Source organism: Aeromonas sp. RU39B, from assembly GCF_900156095.1.
Taxonomy (GTDB): domain Bacteria; phylum Pseudomonadota; class Gammaproteobacteria; order Enterobacterales; family Aeromonadaceae; genus Aeromonas.
This window is the reverse complement of the sequence record NZ_FTMJ01000001.1, coordinates 273,538-294,769: the sequence shown is the minus strand read 5'-3', so window position 1 is coordinate 294,769 and position 21,232 is coordinate 273,538. Positions and strand designations below refer to the sequence as shown.

Below are 21,232 nucleotides of genomic sequence, written 5' to 3'. Positions count from 1 at the left end.
CAGGATAAATTAATCAAGGAGGCGTTTATGCGCAGCCAAGCAATGATTCACTATGTGGCAGCGCTGCCCTGTCTGCTGATGGCCAGTTCATTGATGGCCGCTCCAGCACTGGAGTGGAGCCGCGATGTCCACTTCAAGGCGCAGCACGATCCCAATCTGATTGAGCTCAAAGAGGGAGAGATCCTGCGGGTTCGCTATGACGACACCAGCTGGCAGCGCGTCAGCGTGTGGGCGGCCGGCCAGAAGCTCAAGCTGGGGTGGCACACCAAACTGGGCGCCGTGTTGCAAGATCCGGCGGGAGGAAACCCGCTGCCCATCGCCATGTTAGTGCAGGGTGATCACCCTATCACCCAAGCACTGCAAGCCTGCGAGCAGAAAAACGACGCCACCCTCGCCATGCAGGCATGCCTGAGCGACGCCAAGTCCCGCTGGGATCGCCAGCTCAATATCAATTACCAAGCCTTGCTGGGGATGCTCTCCCCCGAGCAGCAGCGCACCGTCAAGGCGGCACAACGCTCCTGGCTTATCTGGCGTGATGCCCAGTTCTCAGCCATCGCAGCGGCCTATTCCCAAGAGGGAACCCTGTGGGGACTGGTTGCCGGGGAACAGCAGGTGACACTGGTTCGCGAGCAAGCCGATCGCCTCGGTCAGCAACTTGCCGACCGCTAGTTTCAGCTAGGCGCAAAAAGCACAACGCCCGCCAAGGCGGGCGCTGCTAACGCAATCGGCTCAGGAGTAACGTCGCCGCAATAACCGCACCCCGATCGCCACCATGGCAGCGATAAACAGGGTCAACGAGCAGATGAGCAACCCCTTGGTCAGCATATGCTGGTGCGCAGCCACGGCTGGAATGGTCATCACAGCGCGGCCAAACAGCGCCAGCATCATCGACCAAAGGAAAGCACTGGCAAAGCTCGAGAGCATCACGCCACCCAGGCGCAAACGGGAGATCCCCATCAGCATGGGGGTCAATACCCGCACGAAGGGGATAAAGCGCGATGAGAACATCGCAAGAAAACCGTAACGATTGAGCAGACGCGAGGCTCGAGGCAAACTCTCATCAGGAATAGCCCGCTCAATAAATGCCATAAACGAGGTGCCGTGCAGGGCTCTCCCCTGCCAATAAGCAATCACACTGCCAAGCCCGGCTGCAACCGGCAGATAGAGCAGAGCCACTTCCGGGCCCATCACCCCAAGACCGGTCATGCCGCCAGCCAGCAACACCAGGCTATCGCCCGGTAGTGGCAGGAACACGAAACTCGACTCGAGAAACAGGATAACCATCAGGCACACCACCAGCGGCCCAATTGCCTGCATATGGATCAGGTGGTCATAGTTTTGTTGCCAAATGGCCATCAACATGTCGTGCATAATGCCGTCACGCTCCTTGGAACCTTGATTACATCGAAACTACTGCTGTACGTTCTTGGCCAGCGTGTGCATCACCCGACTGACCGCCGAGCGCCAAGAGTCCAGAAGAGCGGGTGATAGCCCAGCAAGCCTACCTCTCCGGGGCGCAGATGAACAGCCCCAAACAAAACCCAAGAGCATACTCTGCCGTGACCCGCTTCCTGTTTTCGCCATTTGCAGGGTCAGGATTCCCGGTCTCGCACCAGAGCACGCTCCTGACGACGACGCAGCAGACGCAGCACAATGGCGGCGATGGCGATCAGAAACAGGACGAAAGACGTCAAAAGCAGACACTTGGTGAGCACATGGTGATACTCAGCCAACAGCGGCACCTGCATCATCGCCTTACTGATAAGGCTAAGCGCCAGAGTCCAGAGAAAGGCACTGGCAAAGCTGACCAGCGCCACACGCGGCAAATGTAGGCGTGAGATCCCCATCAGCATGGGGGTGAGAACTCGCACGAAGGGGATAAAGCGCGAGGCAAACATGGCAAGAAAACCGTAACGGCGTAGTAGCGCCCCGGCGCGCGACAGCGTGCCATCGGGGATCATCCGCTCGATATGGTGCATAAAGCGGGTGCCTGCCAGTGCATGGCCCTGCCAGTACGCCATCAGTGAGCCAAGCCCGGCAGCCAAAGGAAGATAGAGCAAGGTCACTTCCGGCCCGAGCACGCCAAGGCCGACCAACCCACCCGAAAGCAGCACCAGGCTGTCTCCCGGCAGTGGCAAAAACACAAAACTCGATTCGAGAAACAGGATGGTAACCAGTGCACATACCAGCAATCCGACTGCGCCCAAATGGCTGAGTTGTTCATAATCCTGCTGCCAAATGGCCGCCAAGATCTCCTGCATTGTGCTTTACTCCATCCCGCATTCACCTCATGCAACCCTCTTCTTATACCTCTTAGTCAATGAATGAATAATTAATGACGCCTTTCATAACAAAAGAGCGGGGCCGCATGCGGCCCCGTCGTATCGGGAGTATCAGTGGTGCGTCGCACCGCCATGACCAAGACGGAAACTGGCCACCCGTGATGCCAGTTCACGCGCCAGTGTGTCAAGCTCAAGGCTGCTTTGCTGCAAGGTCGCGGCGTGCTGCATATGCTCGGTGTAAACCTCACGGATCGTCATTACATTCTCTTGGATATCGTCCGTGACGTGCCGCTGCTGCTCGGTGGCGGTGGCGACCTGGCCGGTCATGTCATTGACCAGACTGACCTGACCCACAATATCACCAATCTCACTACCGGCACTGCGCGCCTCTTCCACACTGCGCCCTGCCTGTTCACTACCCAGCGCCATCGCAGAGACCGCCTGATCGGCCCCTTCCCGCAGCCGCATCAGCATTGCTTCGATATCATCGGCAGCCTGCTGAGTCCGGGCTGCCAGTGAACGCACCTCGTCCGCCACCACCGCAAACCCGCGCCCCGACTCACCAGCACGCGCAGCCTCAATGGCAGCATTCAGTGCCAGCAGGTTGGTACGCCCCGAGATCTGCTTGATAAGAGTGAGCGCATCACCCACCTGCGTGGTGCTTTGATGCAGGGTGTTGATCACATCGCGGGTGCTGTCGAGGGTGTCAGCCAACTGCTGTATGGTTTCGACTGTTCGTTCAACCTCACGATCGCCAAGGCGGGCCCGCTCGATGGCCTGATGGGTGGCTTCAGAGGTGTGGGTCGCATTGCGGGCAATTTCGGCAACGGTCGAAGCCATCTCGGTGGTGGCGGTGGCCACCAGATCCACCCGCTCGACCCCCTTGACCACCCCGGCATTGACCTCGGCAATCACAGCGCCCGAGTGGGCGGCACTTTGAGTGAGCACATCGCAGGAGCGACGCACCTCCAGCAACAGACTCTCAAGGTGCTGCAAAAAGTGGTTCAGATCGCGAGCCAAGGTTCCCAACTCATCACTCGATTGCCATTTGACCCGTACGGTCAAGTCGTTGTCCTGCACCAACTTACGAAAAGTGTGGTGCAGGTGGCCAAATCCCAGATGCAGGTCGCGCACCACCTTCCAGCTGACCAGTGTGGTCACGAACAGACAGAGCAGCATTCCGGCCAGCGCCCACCAGAACGCCTGTTGGCTCGCCTGGCGCTTGGCTTCGATGTGCTCTGCCAACTGGGTAAAAAGCTTCTCTTCCCCCTGACGCAGCAGGTTGATCTTATCGGTGATCAGGGCAAACCACTGCTCGGCATCGACCCCAAAGCCACCCGTTTGGGCCCGTGCCAGTGCCAGTTGCTCCAGCTCACCCACCTTGAGCATCACCGGCTGGCGGTCCAACTCGGCAAGCAGCGCCTTCTGTGATTCGGTCGCAATGGCCGAGAAGCGCTCCAGATAAACCTTCTGGGCCGACAACAGGGCAATAAATTGCTGCAGCAGGGCCGGAGTAAAGGCATCACGAGCAAACACGTTGCTCAAGGTGGCCCGTTCCAGTCCGACTCGCTCCTTGCTCTGCAGATACGCGGCAAACGCACCGGTCTGCATAGCCAGCGTGGCATCCTGATTGCCCACACTCACGGCATCCACTACCGACAACAAATGTCCAATGGTGCCGCTGTAAAAGGCGACCACATCCCCCACCTTGGCCGAGAGTGAGGTGACGTTGCTGCGCATCGTGCCCAACTGCGCCAAATCCTGTTGTACCTGCGCGAGCCCTGTCAGGGCTGCGCTACCCACCAGCTTGTCCACCACGGCGCGTTGGGCCGGCAAGGCCTCGGCAAATTTCTTGCCGGACGAGCCAATAAAACCCGCCGACATGCCTCGCTCTTTTTGCAGTTCATGGGCCAGAGTTGATGCTTGCTGTACCACAGACAAACGCAACTGCGCCGCGCTCATTGACTGTTCGGTCTGGTAACGGTCGTAGACATAGCGCATGGAGAAAAACAGCAGAGCCAGTAACGGAAGGCAGACAACCAGCAACATTTTGCTGGCCAGTCCCAGTTTCACCATGGCATACCTCGCTGAACTGAGTGGCAAATGGAGATGTACACACAGAAGTGTAAGCCCTGACTGAGGCTTCTGCTGCTCAAGCAACAAAATGGAGATCTCAGACGCATTTTTGACAATTAGGCCCGTTTTTCTCTCGCCAGAATGCCAAAAAACAACATGCCAGCCTGTTGGCTGGCATGTTGGACTGCGTGATATCAGGCTGTGGTATCAATCACATAGCCAGGTTCGGATCTACCGCTCGGCACCTTGCTGGCAAATGCGCTGACAAACTGATCCAGCGTCACCCCAGAGTCACTGGCACCGAAACTGTCGAGCAGTGACGAGAACTGGCTTTGCAGCGACGATACGCCACTGTCGCTGCTCTCATCGCTGCTATTGTCACTGCTGCCAGTGAGTTTGCTGATAAGGCTTTGCAAGTCGAGCTGCATCGGGTTGCTCTGCTGATCGCCTGATTTGATGGCCTCATCACCTGCCCCCTGAGAATGGAGAGTCTCCATCAGGGTTTGCATAAACGAAGAGAGCGCAGTGGACTGCTCGTCACTCATCTCGTCGGTATTGATTCCAAGGCCCGACAGCACCGACTCCATGTCCTCCTGCATCTTACCGTCATCCTTGGGCGGCTTGGGCGGTGGAGGCATCTGGGCTTGCGAAGTCTGTCCCGTGCTGCTGGTCTGCCACAGTTGCGCCAGAGAGCTGGTAGCACTGGCGGAGCTAATCGTTGTCATGGTGGTCTCCTGAACGTAAGCCGATTTCTGTGTTATTAGTGGGAGTCTCTATGGACTCCCCCTGATAGAGGCAAATTGATTGCCAGCAAACGAAACCTTTACACTCAGTTTTTAACACCAAAAAACATTAACAAACCAAACGATAAAACTGCAAACACACTCTAATTAGTGTGATTAGCTGACACAGCCGCTTTGACTGTTAACACAGGCAAGGCAGCGGCAAACCCAGGTGGCAAGATTTGCCTGTTGCCACAGGCAAGGCGGCAGTTGCCACCAACCCAGTCTGTCAGAGATACATGCCACCGGACGCTTCGATACGTTGGCCGGTTATCCAGTGATTGCCTTCGGCCAGCAAGCTGGCAACCACGGCGCCGATATCATCAGGCAAGCCGGCACGCCCCAGCGCTGTATTGCTCGCCACAAAGGCATTCATGGCCGCATCATCACGCACCCGGCCGCCGCCAAAATCCGTTTCGATGGCACCCGGCGCCAATACATTGACCGAGATATTTCGCCCACCCAACTCTTTGGCCTGATAGCGCGTCAGCACTTCTACCGCCCCCTTCATGGCGGCATAAGCCGATGCCCCCGGTACGCTAAAGCGCGCCAGACCGGATGAGATATTGAGAATGCGCCCACCGTCGGCCAGTAAGGGCAGCAACATCTGACTCAGCAGGTAAGGCGCCTTGAGATGAATTCGGTAAAGCTGATCCAGCTGATCTTCCTGGGTTGAGGCAAACGGGGCATGCAGACCGGTACCCGCGTTGTTGACCAGTGCATAGAGTGAGCTGCACTGCCAACCAGCCAGCACCTGTGCCACTGCGTCGGCAAAACCGGCAAACTGAGCGCTGTTTGCTACATCCAGTGGCAACGCCGCAGCCCGGGCGCCCAGTGCTTCGATAGCCTCAACCACCTTCGCTGCCTCATCGCTGCGCTCACGATAGGTCAGGATCACATCCCTACCGGCGCGAGCCAGATGCAGCGCCATGTTTTTCCCCAAACCGCGACTACCGCCGGTAATCAATACAATCTTGTTCATATCCGCTCCTCGTTACAGGCACCCTGCGTGCCGTGAGAAGCACTTTATTGATATGACGCGACGCGATAAATCCATCTAGAATTACTATATTGTTCATGAATTTTTTACAATGGAGTCAGGGATGGATCAGGTAAGTGCCATGCGTATCTTTGCCAAGGTGGCTGAGCTTGGCAGTTTCACTGCCGCCGCCGAACATCTGGGCATGCTCAAGGCGACCGCATCACTCGCGGTGCGCGAGCTGGAAGAGCGCCTCGGCACTCGGCTGCTACATCGCACCACACGCAAAGTGCAGCTGACTCAAGATGGCCAGCTATTTTTGGAGCGCAGCCACGACCTGCTGGCCGACATGGATGAGCTGACCGCCCTGTTCAGTCAACGTGATCCGGCCAACCTCACTGGAAAACTGCGGGTCGATATGCCGCAAGCTTTAGCCCGGGACCTGGTGATCCCACACCTCCCGGCATTTTTAGCGCGCCACCCGGCGCTGGAGTTGGAACTTAGCAGCACCGACCGGCGGGTTGATGTGGTGCGCGAAGGGTTTGACTGCGTGATCCGGGTCGGGGCGGTGGGTGAGCAAGGGCTGGTTGCGATCCCGCTTGGTCAGCTTGAGCAGATCAACTGCGCCAGTGCCGACTATTTGACCCGTCATGGTATTCCCCATCAGGTGAGTGAGCTCGAACGCCACCACCTCATCCACTACGCCCAGACGCTGGGGCAGCGCGCAGAGGGTTTTTGCTGGCTGGATGCGGAAGGAACACTGCAGCGCCAGCGCATGAAAGGTGCTTTGACCGTCAATAATTCCGAGGCTTATCAGCGCGCCTGCCTGGCCGGCCTTGGCATTATCCAGGCGCCCAAGCGCGGCGTGGCACACCATCTGGCTAGTGGAACACTGGTAGAATTACTGCCCCAATATTCGCCGCCGCCGTTGCCGGTCACATTGCTCTATGCCCACCGTCGTCATCAGCCACTGCGGGTTCGGGTCATGATGGAGTGGCTTAAAACACTGCTCATAGGTACTGAGCAGCTTGTCAGCCCTTGATCCCCTTCACTGTTCTCAATCCACGATTGAACTAATATGCCACAGTGTCTCATCTGCAGCCGTTTGGCAGCGATGGACCATGACCCGGCCCCTGAACAATCGCATGGAACCCAAGGATGGATTTGTTAACTCCGCTGACCCTGATGATGACTGTGCTGGCGCTTGTGTTGCTGCTTCTGATCAGCCGTAACGGCTGGCTGAGGGGGCGACTCGATGAGTGGTGGCTGGATCTCGGATTACGCCGCTTACTGGACGCTCGCCACTACTTTCTCTTCAGTCATGTCACCCTGCCCGGCGGCCAAGGCAGTACCCAGATCGACTATCTGGTGGTCTCCCCGTTTGGTCTGTTTGTGGTGGATGTGCGCAACCTGCACGGCTGGATTTTTGGCGGCGCCGACAAAAAGCTGTGGACCTTGCAGCACGGAAGAGAAAAGCAGCGTTTTCAAAACCCCGTTGAGCAGCATCAGCTGCAACTCGCCACCTTGCAGTCACTGCTGGGACTACAGGAAGATCAGATACATCTGGCAGTGGTGTTTGTCGGGCGCTGCAGCTTCAAATCGGACGTGCCAGATAACATCATCAAGGGAGGAGTCACCGCCTATATCAAACGTTATCAGCAAGAGTGCCTGAGCCAGGCGCAGATGACCCGGGTGATTAACGCTATTGAGCAGCACCGGCTAGAGTCAACGCCTCAGCAAGAGCAGCTGCAACTGGCGCGTCTCGAGCACTGGCGCCAACAGGTCGATGTGACACCGGCTCCCATGCCGGCCGCAGCCGTGTTGGCTAGCGTGCCACCCCACGAAAGTGAAGCGACGGTGGGTATCACGCCGGTCTGCCCTCAGTGCGGCAGTCCGATGATTCTGCGAGTCAGCCAAAATGGCACTAACCGTGGCAATCGCTTCTGGCGCTGCAGCGCCTATCCCCAATGCCGCAGCGTAATTTCCAACATCAGCTGACTCTCAAAATAGAAATGGCGCACACTGGCGCCATTTCTATTTACTGTCCACTTACTGACTGAACTGAGCCATATTATCCCGCGTGATGAGCTGGAACGGAATCCAGTAGTGACTCTCGGTAGCATTGCCAGCGAGCATCATCAGGGCCACATCCACGGCTTTACGCGCCTGGCCACGAGCATCTTGCAGCACGCTGACTTTAATCTTGTCCTGCCCCATCATCTGCAATGCCTCGCGGGTACCGTCAATGCCACCGACCAGGAAATCCCCCAGCGGCTTGCCGGATTTCTCCAGCCCGAGCACGGCGCCGATGGCCATCGAGTCATTGTTAGCCGCCACCACCTTGAACGGGGACTCTTTGAGCCACTGTGCCACCAGCGTCGCCGCCTCACTGCTCTGCCAGTTGGCCGTGGCTTTCTTGACTACCTTCATGTCAGGATATTTGGCCACCACAGCCTCGACCGCTTTGGTTCTGCCAATCGCGCCGCTGTGGCCAGGCTCCCCTTCGAGGATCACCACATCTCCCTTGTAACCGGCCAGCTTGGCCAGCTCCTCCATCTGCATGGTACCGGCATCCGTCTCTTTGGAGCCGACATAAGCGCTGCCTGCTGGCCAACTGCTGGGCTCCGGATCACTGTTGGCAAACACCACCGGGATCTTGGCAGCACTGGCCAGTGACAGCGCTTCGCGACCGGTGGCCGCATCGACCGGCAGAATCACGATGGCGTCGACCTTGCTTTGGATATAGTTGCGCACTTGGCGCAACTGCAGCTTTGGATCACTACTGGCATTTTCCACTACCAAATCCACATCCAGCTCTTTGCCGTACTGCTCGATGTGCTGGCGGATCAGGTTGCGAAAGTTGTCATCAAACTCGGAGATGGTGACACCGAGCAGCAGCGTGGCTGACGCCATCTGCCCCCACAACAGCAGAGTCAGCAAGGCAACGATGCGCACCAGAGGTTGTAGCAAACGATTCATGAAGCGGTTCTCCTTGCCTGCTCAAACGGTAAAGCGACGCAGCACCTGCAGCTGCGAGGCGGCCATGGATGACAGAGCCTTACTGTTGCTGGCCGTCTGCTCGGCCCCCTGCGCCGACTGATCAACCCCATCACTGATGTAGGTCATCATCTTGCTGGTCTCTTGCACGGTGAGGCTTTGCTCTTCGGTCGCGGTCGCAATCTGGATGTTCATGTCGCGGATCGCCTCCACTGACTGGCCCATGGTTCCGAGCAGCTCGTCGGCCCGCGAGGCCAGCTCAACGCAGCGCTCGGAGCGGCTTTGGCTCTCGCCCATCACCTGCACCACAGAGTGGATCTTGCGCTGCATCTGCTCGATCATCTGCTGGATTTCACTGGTTGAGCTCTGGGTGCGGCTAGCCAGCAGACGCACCTCGTCGGCGACCACCGCAAATCCGCGCCCCTGCTCACCAGCACGGGCAGCCTCGATGGCGGCATTGAGCGCCAGCAAGTTGGTCTGCTCGGCGATGGTGCGAATAGCATCGACAATCCCGTCAATGCTGTTGCCAAAGCCCTGTAACTCATCGGTCTCACGCGAAGCGTTGACAATGTGATCGGCCTGCTCGCGAATGCCATCTATGGTGTCGGCCACGCTCTTTTGAACCAGATGAGCCTGCTTGCGCGTCTCCTCGGCATAATCCCGGGTTTCGTTGGCGCGCCGGGCAATCTCGTGCACGGTGGACTCCATCTCGTGCATTGAAGATGCCGCAGAGTGCAACTGCTCCTTTTGCTCGGCCACGGCACGCGTGGTGGTGTCGCTGATGCGCTCGTTATCGCGCGAGGTGCCCGCCAGCCGTTCAGCCGCTTCAAGCTGCTCACGCACGGTCGATTGTAAGGTCGCCGTCAGTTCGTTGAGATAACCGCCCAGCTCACCAAATTCATCCTGCTGACCGCGGGCAAAACGCGCCCGCAGATCGCCGCGGGTGACCTTGATCAGCACCTCGCGAAATTGGCTTAGTGGAACCCGCAAGGTATGGGCCACCCAGGCCGCCACCAGCAAGGTCAGCACAATGGCGATGGCACCGGTGAAAAGTGAAATCCAGTATCCCTGTTGCAGAGCAGCATCGGTATCCCCCTTGGCTTGCTTGGCAACCGCCAGCGCCTGCCCGGAAAAATCGTTGATGCTGCCCAGCACCGCTTGCAAGCTGGCATCGGTACTTTGCTGCTGTGCCTTAAGCTGATTGGATAGTGCGAAACTCTGACGAAAAGCCGCCAGCAAACCATCAGGGGCCGACAGGTCGTTGAGAAGATGCTGCACCATCACCGCCGCAATCCGGCCACCGCGCGGATCGCTTTGCGATAACGCGGCCAGCCGCTCACCGATCACCGAGTCTTGCGACGCCAGACTCTTTTCCAGTTGCGTGATGTCATGGTCACTGTCAAAACGGGTCAGCGCCTTATAAGCGTTGCCGGTTTCCCGCAGTAACCCCTCGACAATGGTGCCCGTCGGCAGCCCGGCATGCTCAGCCTGATAGGCTTGCAGATGGTTGGAAAGCGAGAGTTCCTGAGAGCGGCTGTAGTGCTGCAAACGCTCGGCGCGCACCTCGGCATCCAGCAGCTGTTCGTGCAGTGCAATGAGCTTTTTTGCTTGCTCGGTGTAATCAGAGACCAGCCCCTGCGTGGATTGGATATTATCAAGCAGCCCCTGACGGCCGTTGACGTAGCGCGGTATGTCGCTAAGCAGCGCAGAGAACTTGCCAATGTTCTCGGCAAATTTTGGCTCACGCGCCTTCACGCCATCACTTTGCTTGCTGGCTAATGCCGAGAGCAGCACTTCGTTGGCCCGCAGCAGGTGCACATAGAGATCGCTGGCAGCCTGACTGAGCGGCGCCGACTCCTCGGTAATAGTAAAGAGTCGATCGGTCACAATACGGGTGTTATTGAAGTTAACCGCCACAATGGCGAGCAAAAGCAGGAGCAAGAGGGCAAATCCAGCGATGATCTTGTGCAGGATCTTCATGTCGTAATCCCTGACAGGTGTGCGGGTCTGATGACCACTGACCGGTACCACCCCCTCCGGTCAAGCAGCCCGTTTTCGTTCAAACAGGGCTAAGTGTAGTCAAGCTCCAGCACCACTGCTTGATTGCTCCGGCGTGATTCGCCTTGTCAAACAGCCAGTTGGCAATGTGGCCTCACATAACTGCAATCGTCTATCTAAACCGCAATCTCTCCTAAATCCTCCGGTTTTAACAAATCGCGGGGAAATAATCAGACAAATCAGCACACGTAAAAGGCGGAGTGTTAACAACTCAGCTACTTTTCATCAGGTAACCACCTCCCCTGTTAGTCAGCCTGCAGGATGTGTCGCTATGAGCATTAGAGCAAAACTACTGAGCACCTTTCTGGTTACCACACTGTTACCGGTCCTGATTGTCGCCGCATTTACCATCCACAGCGCCACCAAACAGGCGCGTGAAGATTTTATCGAAACCAGCACCCTGGATGCGGCGCTGGTTGATAACACCTTCACTACCTTCTTCGACTCGGTCGGTCATCTGGTGTCAGCCATGGCTGACTATCCAGCGGTCAGGGACAGCGCAGGGAGCGAGATATCAACCTACTTCAAAGAGGCGCACAAACCCTCTGCCGTTGCCATGGCCAAGGGCGGTCGGGAGAAGCAAATTTTTGAACTCTTCTCCAGTATCGGTAACAGCAACCCTGCACTCGGTTATGTCTATCTCGGTGACACTAAAGGGGGGTATATCGAGTGGCCCGGCACCGGTGATTATGGTGAGTGGGATCCGCGCAAACGCGCCTGGTTTACCATCGCCAAAGACGCCAACTATCAGTTGGCAAAGCGTGATGGCTACTACTGGGAGCCCGACGATGCGGTTTATGTATCAGTCGTGAAGGGTGTCAAAGGTAGCAACGGCGAATTTGCCGGCGTGGTGGCTATCGATGTTTCACTCAAATCACTCACCGAAATGACCCGCAAGATCCATTTTGGCGAGACCGGTTTTTACATGCTGGTCGAAGGAAACGGCACCCTGCTGGTTGACAGTCACGACTCCGCCAACAACTTCAAAAAAATTGCCGATCTTAAAGCTCCCTACTTTGCCACCTTGGCCAACACCCATCAGGGCGTGGTGGAACTTGATATCGATGGGGTTGGCTATTTTGCCAATGTGTACACCTCGCCAGCCTTGGGCTGGAAGCTGATTGGGTTCAAGCAGAAGTCAGAAATCTATGCCAGCACCTGGTCGCTGACCTGGATGATTTTGAGCGTCAGCGTGGTATTGGTGATCATCTTTATCATTATCGGTGGCGTGATCGCCAAACGGATCAGCACCCCGATCAATCTGGTCAAAGATGGACTGAAAACCATCGCGCAGGGCGAAGGAGATCTCACCCACCGCCTCAAGATCATTAGCCAGGACGAAACTGGCGAACTGGCCAAATGGTTTAACCAGTTTATCGACTCCACCCAGTCGATGATCCGGGTCATCAAGGATAACGCCGTCACCATTCACGATGTATCGGACGAAACCGGGAAGCGTATCGCAACCATGACGGACGCAATCACGCACCAAATCAGTGCTATGGACTTGATTGTCACAGCCGTAACCGAGATGTCTTCTGCTGCCAACGAGGTGGCCAAAAACTGTGTGCACACCGCCGAGGTTTCGGAGCAGGGACTGGAGGCAACTCACAGCGGTAAAACCGTGATCAGCCGCAGCGCCGCCAGCGTCAACAAGCTCGGCCATAGCATGCAGGAGTCGAGCAATATCATTCAGGATCTGGAGAAAGAGACGGTCAATATCAACAGCATCCTATCGACTATTCAGCAGATTGCCGAGCAGACCAACCTGCTGGCGCTTAACGCCGCGATTGAAGCGGCGCGTGCCGGTGAGCAGGGCCGTGGCTTTGCCGTCGTGGCCGATGAAGTCCGAACCTTGGCGCGGCGAACTCAAGACTCGACCGAGCAAATTGGCAAGATTTTGAACTCGCTGGTGAATCGCATCCAACAAGTGACAGTCACAATGGGCAACAGTTTGAGTGAATCTGGCGAGGCTATGCGGTTGTCACAAGAAGCGCTCGGCGCGTTTGAAAATATCGAGTCGGCAGTGCAAACCATCCGGGACATGACCACCCAAATTGCCAGCGCCACCGAAGAGCAACATCTGGTGACCGAAGACATCAATCAGAACATCGTCTCCATCAATGATGCGGTCAATCAGGTCTCGGCCCAGGCCAAAGAGGTAAAGCACTACTCCCAGGAGCAGAGTCAGATGAGCAGCAGCTTGCGCGAGCTGGTATCGCGCTTTAGAACCTGACCCGTGTCGGTCACACTGCACCTCATACAAACGTGATGTGAAAAACAGATGCTCCTGACCACCTTGATGACTGCGGCAGCGCTCAATGCTGCCGCCCCGACCGGCATTCAGTTCCAGCACAAGGACTGGGAGATAGTCTGTGATAACACGCGCACCTGCCCCGCTGCGGGTTACAGCGGTGAAAGCGGCGGCATTTCGGTGCTGATCACTCGCGAAGGGGGGGCGAGCGGGCAGATAAGCGGCGAGCTCATTATTGGTGACGCCGACGTGCCCGAGTTTCAAGAGCGCCCGCTAACGGAACCATTAACCCTCACCCTTGATGGCTCATCACTTGGCACGCTCAGCTACGACACGGCTCTTTCACACTACCGTATTCCACAAACACTGCTCGCACCGCTTATCAAGGCCATCAAGGGCAGCGGCGCGGTTGCGTTTTCTGCAGCCCCCGATTATCACTGGCCGCTGTCAGGCGCCGGCGCTTATGCGGTATTGCTCAAGATGGATGAGTTTCAAGGCAGAATCGGCACTGCCACTGCACTCACCAAAACCGGCAATGGGGCAATCGATCAGATCCCGCCTGCTGTGCCGGCCCCCATCATCCATGCAGCCCCGACGCTGAGCACTGAGGGAAAAGATCTCACCGCAACCGAGATCAAGGCGGTTTATCAGCGACTAGAAACAGAAGAGTGTGAGACTGTCGACGAAGAGAGTCGCAGCGGGCGGTTGTATCCGCTCGATAACGGCCACCAGCTGGTTGAGGCCCTGTGCTGGCGAGCAGCGTATAACGAGGGTTACGCCTATCTGGTCATGCCAACAGGACAGCCGGTGGAGCAAGGCCAGCTGGTCACCCATGATGGCAGTGCTTACGCCCACGGTGAGATAAGCGCCAGCCAGCGCGGCCGGGGCATTGCCGATTGCATGCGCAGCGATAGCTGGGTGTGGGATGGCAGCCGCTTCATGCACAGTGAATCCATGACCAGCGGCGATTGCCGCAACCTTGTCATCGGTGGCACCTGGCAACTGCCCACCCTGACCAGCACTGTGATAAAAGCGCACTGAGCCGCAATCACGCAGTGCCCCCATACAATCAGGGCGACCCATGGTCGCCCTCACTGTTTACAGAATCGTCGCCATGCGCTGCACGCAGCGCTGCTCCCGCTCATCGACCCGCTTGGCAAACCACGCTGTGGTCAGGTTACGGGTAATCTTGGGGCTTTTGAGCTCAATGCCGGGCAACATAGCGCGCGGTAGACGCGAGCCCGTTTGCCGGTCAGCCAGCGCAAACACCTTGGCATAAAGCGCACTTTTGGCAAACTCGGCGCGGTCACTGGTCTTGAGCACCCGATGGATGTCGCTTTGACTCATGCCAAGTTTACCGGCGATGGTGTAGATCGCCATCTCGGTCTGCCCTGGCTCGTCACTGTCATAACGGATCAGATCCCCATCCAGCGCCAGCTTTTTACCACTGACCCGGCTCACCGCCGCTTGGAACGCCGCGTTACGGCTGGCATACCAACCGGCGTTAAAGTCAGCGAAGCGGTAGAGGGTATCGGGATAATCGACCTCATAGCCAAAGATGTGCTTGGTCCCAAACCAGATACCGCCACGGCGGCTAAACACTTCGTGACGAAGTGACTCTTTGATTGAGTAGGGATAACCGTGGGCATTTTGCTCGGCAAATTCGATGCTCACCTGCATCGGGCCACCGGTGTGCACCGGGTTCATGTTGCCAAACAGGGTTTTGCCCATCGGCAACTCGCCAATCATGTCCTCGAAAATCAGACTCATCTCGCGCTCGGTACGCAGCCGGTCGATCCGCTCGGCATAGCTCTTGCCGTTCGGGGAGTCGATGCTAAGGGCGGTGCGCACTACAAATTCCGGGATCATCAACTTGCCAGCCCGCCGGTTGATCTCCTTCCAGGCAATGGCGCCGAGGTTAGGAACCACCGGATCGGCCTGATAGGTGGCCTCCTGCTCGGCTACCGCCAGCACCGAGCAGACGTTGTGATCATTGACGGTGAGCCCCTGGGTGGTGAGCGCCGTCACCACATCATTGGCCCATCCTGCCCGATCAGAGACATTGCGCGGTAAAAACGCCACGATGCGGCTTTTCATATCCGAAGGTGGCCTTGGCTGCAGAGCTTTGGGTACAGGGCGTGAGCCGGTCGCCTGGCGCACCGGCGCAGTGCCCGGAGGCTCGCTGGCACAACCGGCCAGCAACAGGGAAGCAAAAAGGGCAAGCAGGGAGAAACGGCGCGAAAAAGACATGGAGGACAACCCCGGCGATAACAAGATGCGCAAGTGAGAATGGCCACCATTGTAGTGGAGGAGCAAGCGCGGGGGAACGGCCCACACTGGCGCCTCCGTCGTCCTCTGACCGGCTGACGAGCACCGTGCTCGCCAGCCAATCGATGAGAACAAGTCAGAGCGTTACAGGATAAAGGTCATCACCTCCTGTTTAAGCTGCTCGGCCCGCTGCTTAAGTCGCTTGGCCTGCTCCAGCTCGCGGCTGGCCACCAAGGTGATCTCGTCACTGACATCCTTGATGGCCGTGGTGTTTTGGGTAATTTCGGCCGTCACCTGGGTCTGTTCTTCGGCGGCGGTCGCAATCTGACCAGCCATATCGGCAATCAGCGACACTGCCTGCGTGATCTCCTCCAATGCGCCGGCGGCCGCACTGGCATCCTGCACGCTATGGCTGGCCAATCCCTGGCTGGTCTGCATCAGGGTCACGGCCCGCTCGGTGGTTTTTTGCAGCGTTTCGATAGTGGACTGGATCTCACCGGTCGAATCCTGGGTTCGCTTGGAGAGCACGCGCACCTCATCGGCGACCACGGCAAACCCGCGTCCCTGCTCACCAGCCCGGGCGGCCTCAATCGCGGCGTTAAGGGCCAGCAGATTGGTCTGCTCGGCGATGCCCTGAATGGTGGAGAGCACCCCTGAGATGGCCTGTGCGTGACGGCTCAACTCACCAATCACCAGGGTGGCCTGCTCAACTTCAGTGGCAAGGTGAGTAATCGATGTCTGGGTCTTGTTGACCAGCCCTTTACCTTGTTGGCTGCTTACCGACGACTGCTGCGCTGCGGCGGCGGTATGCTCGGCATTACCGGCAATCTCCTGAGTGGCGCTGGCCATCTCGGTCACTGCGGTGGCCACCATGGTCACCTCTTGTTGTTGGCGATTGAGCTCGGCAACGATGGCATGGTTGTTATTAAGTCCCTGCTCGGCATCAAGGTGCAGCTCATGGGCCAGCTGGCGGATGTTGCCTATCAGACGGTGCTGACTACCAACAAAACGGTTAAAGCTCTCGGCCAGTTGCCCCACCTCGTCGTTTGCCTCCAATGTGATGCGCTGGGTCAGATCGCCACTGCCATCAGCAATGCGCGCCAATGCGCGGCTCACCTTACCAAGCGGCCCCAGCAACATGCTGACCAGCCAAGCAATGGCGGCAAGGCTGAGCAACAGGATCACCAATGCCATCCCCAACTGCTGCAGCAGCATGGTCATCAGCGGTGCCTGCAAGGTCTCTTTATCGAGCACCATCACCAGCTGCCAGTCGGTGCCGGGGATGTTGTCAGCCCACAGCAGCTTGTCACGCCCCTGGCTGTCAAAATAGATCTCGGCAAACTGGCGCGAGCCCGCCATGCCATCAGCCAGTTGAGTGATCAGCGCCGGAGTCAGGGCATTGTCGAGCTGGCTCACCTCCACCATCTGATCGGTTTTGCCCGGCGTGGCAATCAGGGTACCGTCCTTGTGCATCAAGATGGCAAAGCCATCCCCCGGCAACACCATCTTGTTGATGTCATCCACCAGCGAACGAATCGAGATGGCGCCCCCTACCACGCCGCCCGTGGTCGGTTGGGCCAGCGTGACCACCAACTCGTGATAAGCCTGATCCATATAGGGTTTGGTCAGAAACGGACCGCCATTGGTTTTGGCCCCCTGAAACCAGGGGCGCACCCGCGGATCAAATCCGGTGCGATTGACCTTGGGATCAGAGTCGTGCATCAGGCCATTATCTTCACCAAAGAAGGTAAGCTGGAAATGGCCCGACGCCTGACCTTGCTGCAAGACATCGAGAAAGTTGGCCGGCAGTTTGGCCGCCATGGCACCGACCATCTGCTGGCGAATACCCAGCCAGTCGCTGATGGCCTGAGCACGCAGCAGGCTGATTTGCCGTATCTGCTCCTGGCTGCCATTAAGCTGCATAGTGCGCTGGTTGGCATAACCAAACCAGGAGAGCGACAAAATAACCAACGTCAGGGCGAGAGCCACCGACAGCAATATTTTCTGTTTCAGTGTGAGATGTTTCATAAGCGTGACTATCAATTGGGAAGAAGGGACGGATAATCCGGTTTGCTGGCATCCGCGCTTCTTTTTAGCGACCGTAACCCACTGTTGTTAATCACTTATTGCGCCAAAATGGTGAGATTCTCATTCCCACACAGAAAAGATGCCTTGATTTTGTATCATTGAACAAAAAAAGATCGGGTCAAGGTTCGGGCCTCGAGCTGGTTGCTCATCAGGTCGTAAAATAAAAAACCCCCGCAGTGCGGGGGTAAACGAGTCCTCACGATCGACGAAAATCCGTCGATAGGAGTTAGCGGCTGATCTTGCGATGCAGCTCCTGAACCGAGTTGACCTGCGCCGTGGCATCCACGGTGATGGCCATGCAGGCGGCGAAGGCGGCGTTGAGCGTGGTGGTGTAAGCCACCTTGTGCTGCAAGGCGCCACGACGCAGTTGCTTGGAATCGGCAATCGCCTGACGACCTTCGGCCGTGTTGACGATATAGGTGTATTCGCCGTTCTTGATCCGGTCGAGAATGTGCGGACGGCCTTCGTGCACCTTGTTAACCAGACGCGGGTTGATGCTCGCCTCCCCTAAGGTCACGGCGGTGCCGTGAGTGGCATCGAGGTCATAGCCGAGCTCAAGCAGCTTGGCCGCGAGATTGACCACCCGCTCCTTGTCGCCATGGCGCACCGAGAGCAGAGCGCGACCTTCGCGCGGCACCTGGTGACCGGCACCGAGCTGCGCCTTGGCATAGGCCTCGGCAAAGGTACTGCCCACGCCCATCACCTCACCGGTAGAACGCATTTCCGGGCCAAGCAGCGGGTCAACCCCCGGGAACTTGGCAAACGGCAGCACCACTTCCTTGACCGAGTAGTAAGGCGGAATCACCTCGGCGGTGAAGCCTTGATCCTTGAGGCTTTGACCGGCCATGACGCGAGCTGCAATCTTGGCAAGCGGCACCCCGGTGGCCTTGGAGACAAACGGCACGGTACGGGCAGCGCGCGGGTTCACCTCGATGAGGTATACATCGCCCTCTTTCACCGCGAACTGCACGTTCATCAGACCCACGACACCAAGCTCGAGCGCCAGACGACGCACCTGATCGCGCATCTCGTCCTGAATCGACTTGGACAGGGTGTAGGGCGGCAGGGAGCAGGCCGAGTCACCGGAGTGGATACCGGCTTGCTCGATGTGCTCCATGATGCCACCGATGACCACGGTCTCGCCGTCGCAGATGGCGTCCACGTCCACTTCGATGGCGTCATCAAGGAAGCGATCGAGCAGCACCGGCGATTCGTTAGAGACGCTGACCGCCTCGGTGAAGTAACGGCGCAAATCCTGCTCGTCATAGACGATTTCCATGGCGCGGCCACCGAGCACGTAAGAGGGGCGCACCACCAGCGGGTAGGTGATCCTTGCTGCTTCCAGCACGGCTTGCTCCAGCGTGGTCACGGTGCCGTTTTCCGGCTGCTTGAGGCCAAGGCGTTCAACCGCAGACTGGAAGCGCTCACGGTCTTCGGCGCGGTCAATGGCATCCGGACTGGTGCCGATCACCGGCACACCGTTGGCTTCAAGGGCACGCGCCAGCTTGAGCGGGGTCTGACCGCCGTATTGCACAATCACGCCCTTGGGCTGCTCGACGCGCACAATCTCCAGCACGTCCTCCAGCGTAATCGGCTCGAAATAGAGTCGATCGGAGGTGTCGTAATCGGTCGATACCGTTTCCGGGTTGCAGTTGACCATGATGGTCTCGTAACCATCTTCGCGCAGGGCGAGTGCCGCGTGCACGCAGCAGTAGTCAAACTCGATACCTTGACCGATCCGGTTCGGACCACCGCCAATGACCATGATCTTGTCGCGAGTGCTCGGCGCCGCTTCACACTCCTCGTCATAGCTCGAGTACATGTAGGCGGTGTTGGTGGCGAACTCGGCCGCGCAGGTATCGACCCGCTTGTAGACCGGGAAGATATTGTGGCGAACGCGCAGCTTGCGCACTTCGGCTTCGGCTACGCCGAGCACTTTAGCCAGACGCGCATCGGCAAAGCCCTTGCGCTTGAGGGCGCGCAGGAAGTCGGCATCCAGGCCGGCCATACCGCGCTCTTTGACGGTATCTTCGAGTTTGACCAGATCTTCAATCTGCACCAAGAACCAGGGGTCAATCTTGGTCAGCTTGAAGATTCCGTCGATGGAGAGACCGGCGCGGAAAGCATCGGCGATGTAGAAAATCCGCTCGGCTCCGGCATCTTGCAGTTCGTAGCGGATGCGGGTTAACGAGTCAGCCGCATTGAGATCCACCATGGGGTCGAAACCGGTCTTGCCGATTTCCAGACCGCGCAGGGCCTTGTGCAGGGACTCCTGGAAGTTACGGCCAATCGCCATCACCTCACCCACCGACTTCATCTGGGTGGTCAGACGGTCATTGGCACCGGCAAATTTTTCGAAGTTAAAGCGCGGCACCTTGGTGACCACGTAGTCGATCGCCGGCTCGAACGAGGCCGGGGTCTTGCCGCCAGTGATGTCGTTCATCAGCTCGTCGAGGGTATAACCGATGGCCAGCTTGGCCGCGACCTTGGCAATCGGGAAACCGGTCGCCTTGGAGGCCAACGCCGAGGAGCGCGATACCCGCGGGTTCATCTCGATGATGACCATGCGGCCATCTTTCGGGTTGATACCAAACTGAACGTTGGAGCCACCGGTTTCCACGCCGATTTCACGCAGTACCGCCATGGAGGCGTTACGCATGATCTGGTACTCCTTGTCGGTCAGCGTTTGAGCTGGCGCGACGGTGATGGAGTCACCGGTGTGGATTCCCATGGGGTCAAAGTTTTCAATGGCGCAGACGATGATGCAGTTATCGTTGCGATCGCGCACCACTTCCATCTCGTACTCTTTCCAGCCGATGAGGGATTCGTCGATCAGCAGCTCTTTGGTCGGCGACAGGTCCAGACCACGCTCGCAGATTTCAACGAACTCTTCGGTGTTGTAGGCGATGCCGCCGCCCGAGCCACCCATGGTAAAGGAGGGACGGATGATGCAGGGGAAACCGACCATCTGCTGCACCTTCCACGCCTCTTCCATGTTGTGGGCGATGCCGGCGCGCGGGCATTCGAGGCCAATCTTGCGCATGGCCTGGTCAAAGCGGTGACGGTCTTCAGCCTTGTCGATGGCATCGGCGGTGGCGCCGATCATCTCGACACCAAACTCCTTGAGCACGCCATGGCGTTCCAGATCGAGCGCGCAGTTCAGGGCAGTCTGACCACCCATGGTGGGCAGCACGGCATCCGGACGCTCTTTCTTGATGATCTCGCGCACCACTTCCCAAGTGATGGGCTCGATGTAGGTGGCGTCGGCCATCTCCGGGTCGGTCATGATGGTGGCCGGGTTGGAGTTGACCAGAATGACGCGGTAGCCCTCTTCTTTGAGTGCCTTGCAGGCCTGAGCGCCTGAGTAGTCAAATTCGCAGGCTTGGCCGATGACGATGGGGCCAGCGCCGAGGATCAGGATGCTCTGAAGGTCGTTACGTTTTGGCAT

15 protein-coding genes are annotated in these 21,232 nt (G+C 57.9%); 5 read left to right on the top strand and 10 right to left on the bottom strand.

All coding sequences use genetic code 11. From position 1 onward, the window contains the following. Nucleotides 1-27 precede the first annotated feature (27 nt). A complete protein-coding gene (locus tag BW958_RS01285) occupies nt 28-669 on the top strand; it encodes a lysozyme inhibitor LprI family protein (RefSeq protein ID WP_076573562.1) in 642 nt (213 codons plus the stop codon). A gap of 60 nt (nt 670-729) precedes the next feature. Here the strand turns inward: BW958_RS01285 and BW958_RS01280 are convergent, their stop codons facing one another. From BW958_RS01280 to BW958_RS01260, 5 genes are all read right to left on the bottom strand, one after another. Then, on the bottom strand, nt 730-1,371 hold the full coding sequence (locus tag BW958_RS01280; RefSeq protein ID WP_076573561.1) for a DedA family protein: 642 nt from the start codon (nt 1,369-1,371) through the stop codon (nt 730-732). A 221-nt stretch (nt 1,372-1,592) separates the two neighbouring features. Then, nucleotides 1,593-2,261 carry a DedA family protein gene (locus tag BW958_RS01275; RefSeq protein WP_076573560.1) on the bottom strand — a complete coding sequence of 223 codons (669 nt, stop codon included), beginning with the start codon at nt 2,259-2,261 and terminating at the stop codon, nt 1,593-1,595. 132 nt (nt 2,262-2,393) lie between these two features. After that, nucleotides 2,394-4,358, bottom strand: coding sequence for a methyl-accepting chemotaxis protein (locus BW958_RS01270; protein ID WP_076573559.1), 1,965 nt, complete (start codon nt 4,356-4,358; stop codon nt 2,394-2,396). A gap of 194 nt (nt 4,359-4,552) precedes the next feature. Continuing rightward, nucleotides 4,553-5,083, bottom strand: coding sequence for a hypothetical protein (locus tag BW958_RS01265; protein ID WP_256701756.1), 531 nt, complete (start codon nt 5,081-5,083; stop codon nt 4,553-4,555). Between the two features lie 286 nt (nt 5,084-5,369). Beyond that, nucleotides 5,370-6,122: an SDR family NAD(P)-dependent oxidoreductase gene (locus tag BW958_RS01260; RefSeq protein ID WP_076573558.1), complete on the bottom strand. Its 753-nt coding sequence runs from the start codon at nt 6,120-6,122 to the stop codon at nt 5,370-5,372. A 121-nt stretch (nt 6,123-6,243) separates the two neighbouring features. Here BW958_RS01260 and BW958_RS01255 point away from each other — a divergent pair, with 121 nt between their 5' ends. Together BW958_RS01255 and BW958_RS01250 are read left to right on the top strand one after the other, a co-directional pair. After that, nucleotides 6,244-7,161, top strand: a complete 918-nt coding sequence (locus BW958_RS01255) for a LysR family transcriptional regulator (protein WP_076573556.1) — start codon at nt 6,244-6,246, stop codon at nt 7,159-7,161. Between the two features lie 116 nt (nt 7,162-7,277). Next, nucleotides 7,278-8,117, top strand: coding sequence for a nuclease-related domain-containing protein (locus BW958_RS01250; RefSeq protein WP_076573554.1), 840 nt, complete (start codon nt 7,278-7,280; stop codon nt 8,115-8,117). Nucleotides 8,118-8,168: 51 nt separating this feature from the next. Here BW958_RS01250 and BW958_RS01245 read toward each other — a convergent pair whose 3' ends face one another. Then, nucleotides 8,169-9,098 carry a substrate-binding domain-containing protein gene (locus BW958_RS01245; protein ID WP_076573552.1) on the bottom strand — a complete coding sequence of 310 codons (930 nt, stop codon included), beginning with the start codon at nt 9,096-9,098 and terminating at the stop codon, nt 8,169-8,171. 21 nt (nt 9,099-9,119) lie between these two features. Further along, complete coding sequence (locus tag BW958_RS01240; RefSeq protein ID WP_076573551.1) at nt 9,120-11,096, bottom strand: methyl-accepting chemotaxis protein; 1,977 nt, start codon at nt 11,094-11,096, stop codon at nt 9,120-9,122. 349 nt (nt 11,097-11,445) lie between these two features. Between BW958_RS01240 and BW958_RS01235 the strand changes: the two genes are divergently transcribed. Both BW958_RS01235 and BW958_RS01230 read left to right on the top strand, forming a co-directional pair. Beyond that, the gene (locus BW958_RS01235; protein WP_076573549.1) at nt 11,446-13,410 is read left to right on the top strand and encodes a methyl-accepting chemotaxis protein; all 1,965 of its coding nucleotides are present in this window, start codon (nt 11,446-11,448) and stop codon (nt 13,408-13,410) included. 48 nt (nt 13,411-13,458) lie between these two features. Then, complete coding sequence (locus BW958_RS01230) at nt 13,459-14,469, top strand: DUF1176 domain-containing protein (RefSeq protein ID WP_076573547.1); 1,011 nt, start codon at nt 13,459-13,461, stop codon at nt 14,467-14,469. Between the two features lie 57 nt (nt 14,470-14,526). On the opposite strand, the gene BW958_RS01225 is transcribed toward BW958_RS01230, so the two are convergent. From BW958_RS01225 to carB, 3 genes are all read right to left on the bottom strand, one after another. Next, nucleotides 14,527-15,678: a DUF1615 domain-containing protein gene (locus BW958_RS01225; protein WP_076573545.1), complete on the bottom strand. Its 1,152-nt coding sequence runs from the start codon at nt 15,676-15,678 to the stop codon at nt 14,527-14,529. Between the two features lie 162 nt (nt 15,679-15,840). Beyond that, nucleotides 15,841-17,724, bottom strand: a complete 1,884-nt coding sequence (locus tag BW958_RS01220; RefSeq protein WP_076573543.1) for a methyl-accepting chemotaxis protein — start codon at nt 17,722-17,724, stop codon at nt 15,841-15,843. A 286-nt stretch (nt 17,725-18,010) separates the two neighbouring features. Beyond that, the gene (gene carB, locus BW958_RS01215; RefSeq protein WP_076573541.1) at nt 18,011-21,232 is read right to left on the bottom strand and encodes a carbamoyl-phosphate synthase large subunit; all 3,222 of its coding nucleotides are present in this window, start codon (nt 21,230-21,232) and stop codon (nt 18,011-18,013) included.

Excerpts from the sequence above, each read along its gene's own strand:
- BW958_RS01285 (WP_076573562.1), top strand. The coding sequence starts at position 28 with ATGCGCAGCCAAGCAATGATTCACTATGTGGCAGCGCTGCCCTGTCTG.
- BW958_RS01280 (WP_076573561.1), bottom strand. The coding sequence starts at position 1,371 with ATGCACGACATGTTGATGGCCATTTGGCAACAAAACTATGACCACCTG.
- BW958_RS01275 (WP_076573560.1), bottom strand. The coding sequence starts at position 2,261 with ATGCAGGAGATCTTGGCGGCCATTTGGCAGCAGGATTATGAACAACTC.
- BW958_RS01270 (WP_076573559.1), bottom strand. The coding sequence starts at position 4,358 with ATGGTGAAACTGGGACTGGCCAGCAAAATGTTGCTGGTTGTCTGCCTT.
- BW958_RS01265 (WP_256701756.1), bottom strand. The coding sequence starts at position 5,083 with ATGACAACGATTAGCTCCGCCAGTGCTACCAGCTCTCTGGCGCAACTG.
- BW958_RS01260 (WP_076573558.1), bottom strand. The coding sequence starts at position 6,122 with ATGAACAAGATTGTATTGATTACCGGCGGTAGTCGCGGTTTGGGGAAA.
- BW958_RS01255 (WP_076573556.1), top strand. The coding sequence starts at position 6,244 with ATGGATCAGGTAAGTGCCATGCGTATCTTTGCCAAGGTGGCTGAGCTT.
- BW958_RS01250 (WP_076573554.1), top strand. The coding sequence starts at position 7,278 with ATGGATTTGTTAACTCCGCTGACCCTGATGATGACTGTGCTGGCGCTT.
- BW958_RS01245 (WP_076573552.1), bottom strand. The coding sequence starts at position 9,098 with ATGAATCGTTTGCTACAACCTCTGGTGCGCATCGTTGCCTTGCTGACT.
- BW958_RS01240 (WP_076573551.1), bottom strand. The coding sequence starts at position 11,096 with ATGAAGATCCTGCACAAGATCATCGCTGGATTTGCCCTCTTGCTCCTG.
- BW958_RS01235 (WP_076573549.1), top strand. The coding sequence starts at position 11,446 with ATGAGCATTAGAGCAAAACTACTGAGCACCTTTCTGGTTACCACACTG.
- BW958_RS01230 (WP_076573547.1), top strand. The coding sequence starts at position 13,459 with ATGCTCCTGACCACCTTGATGACTGCGGCAGCGCTCAATGCTGCCGCC.
- BW958_RS01225 (WP_076573545.1), bottom strand. The coding sequence starts at position 15,678 with ATGTCTTTTTCGCGCCGTTTCTCCCTGCTTGCCCTTTTTGCTTCCCTG.
- BW958_RS01220 (WP_076573543.1), bottom strand. The coding sequence starts at position 17,724 with ATGAAACATCTCACACTGAAACAGAAAATATTGCTGTCGGTGGCTCTC.
- carB (WP_076573541.1), bottom strand. The coding sequence starts at position 21,232 with ATGCCAAAACGTAACGACCTTCAGAGCATCCTGATCCTCGGCGCTGGC.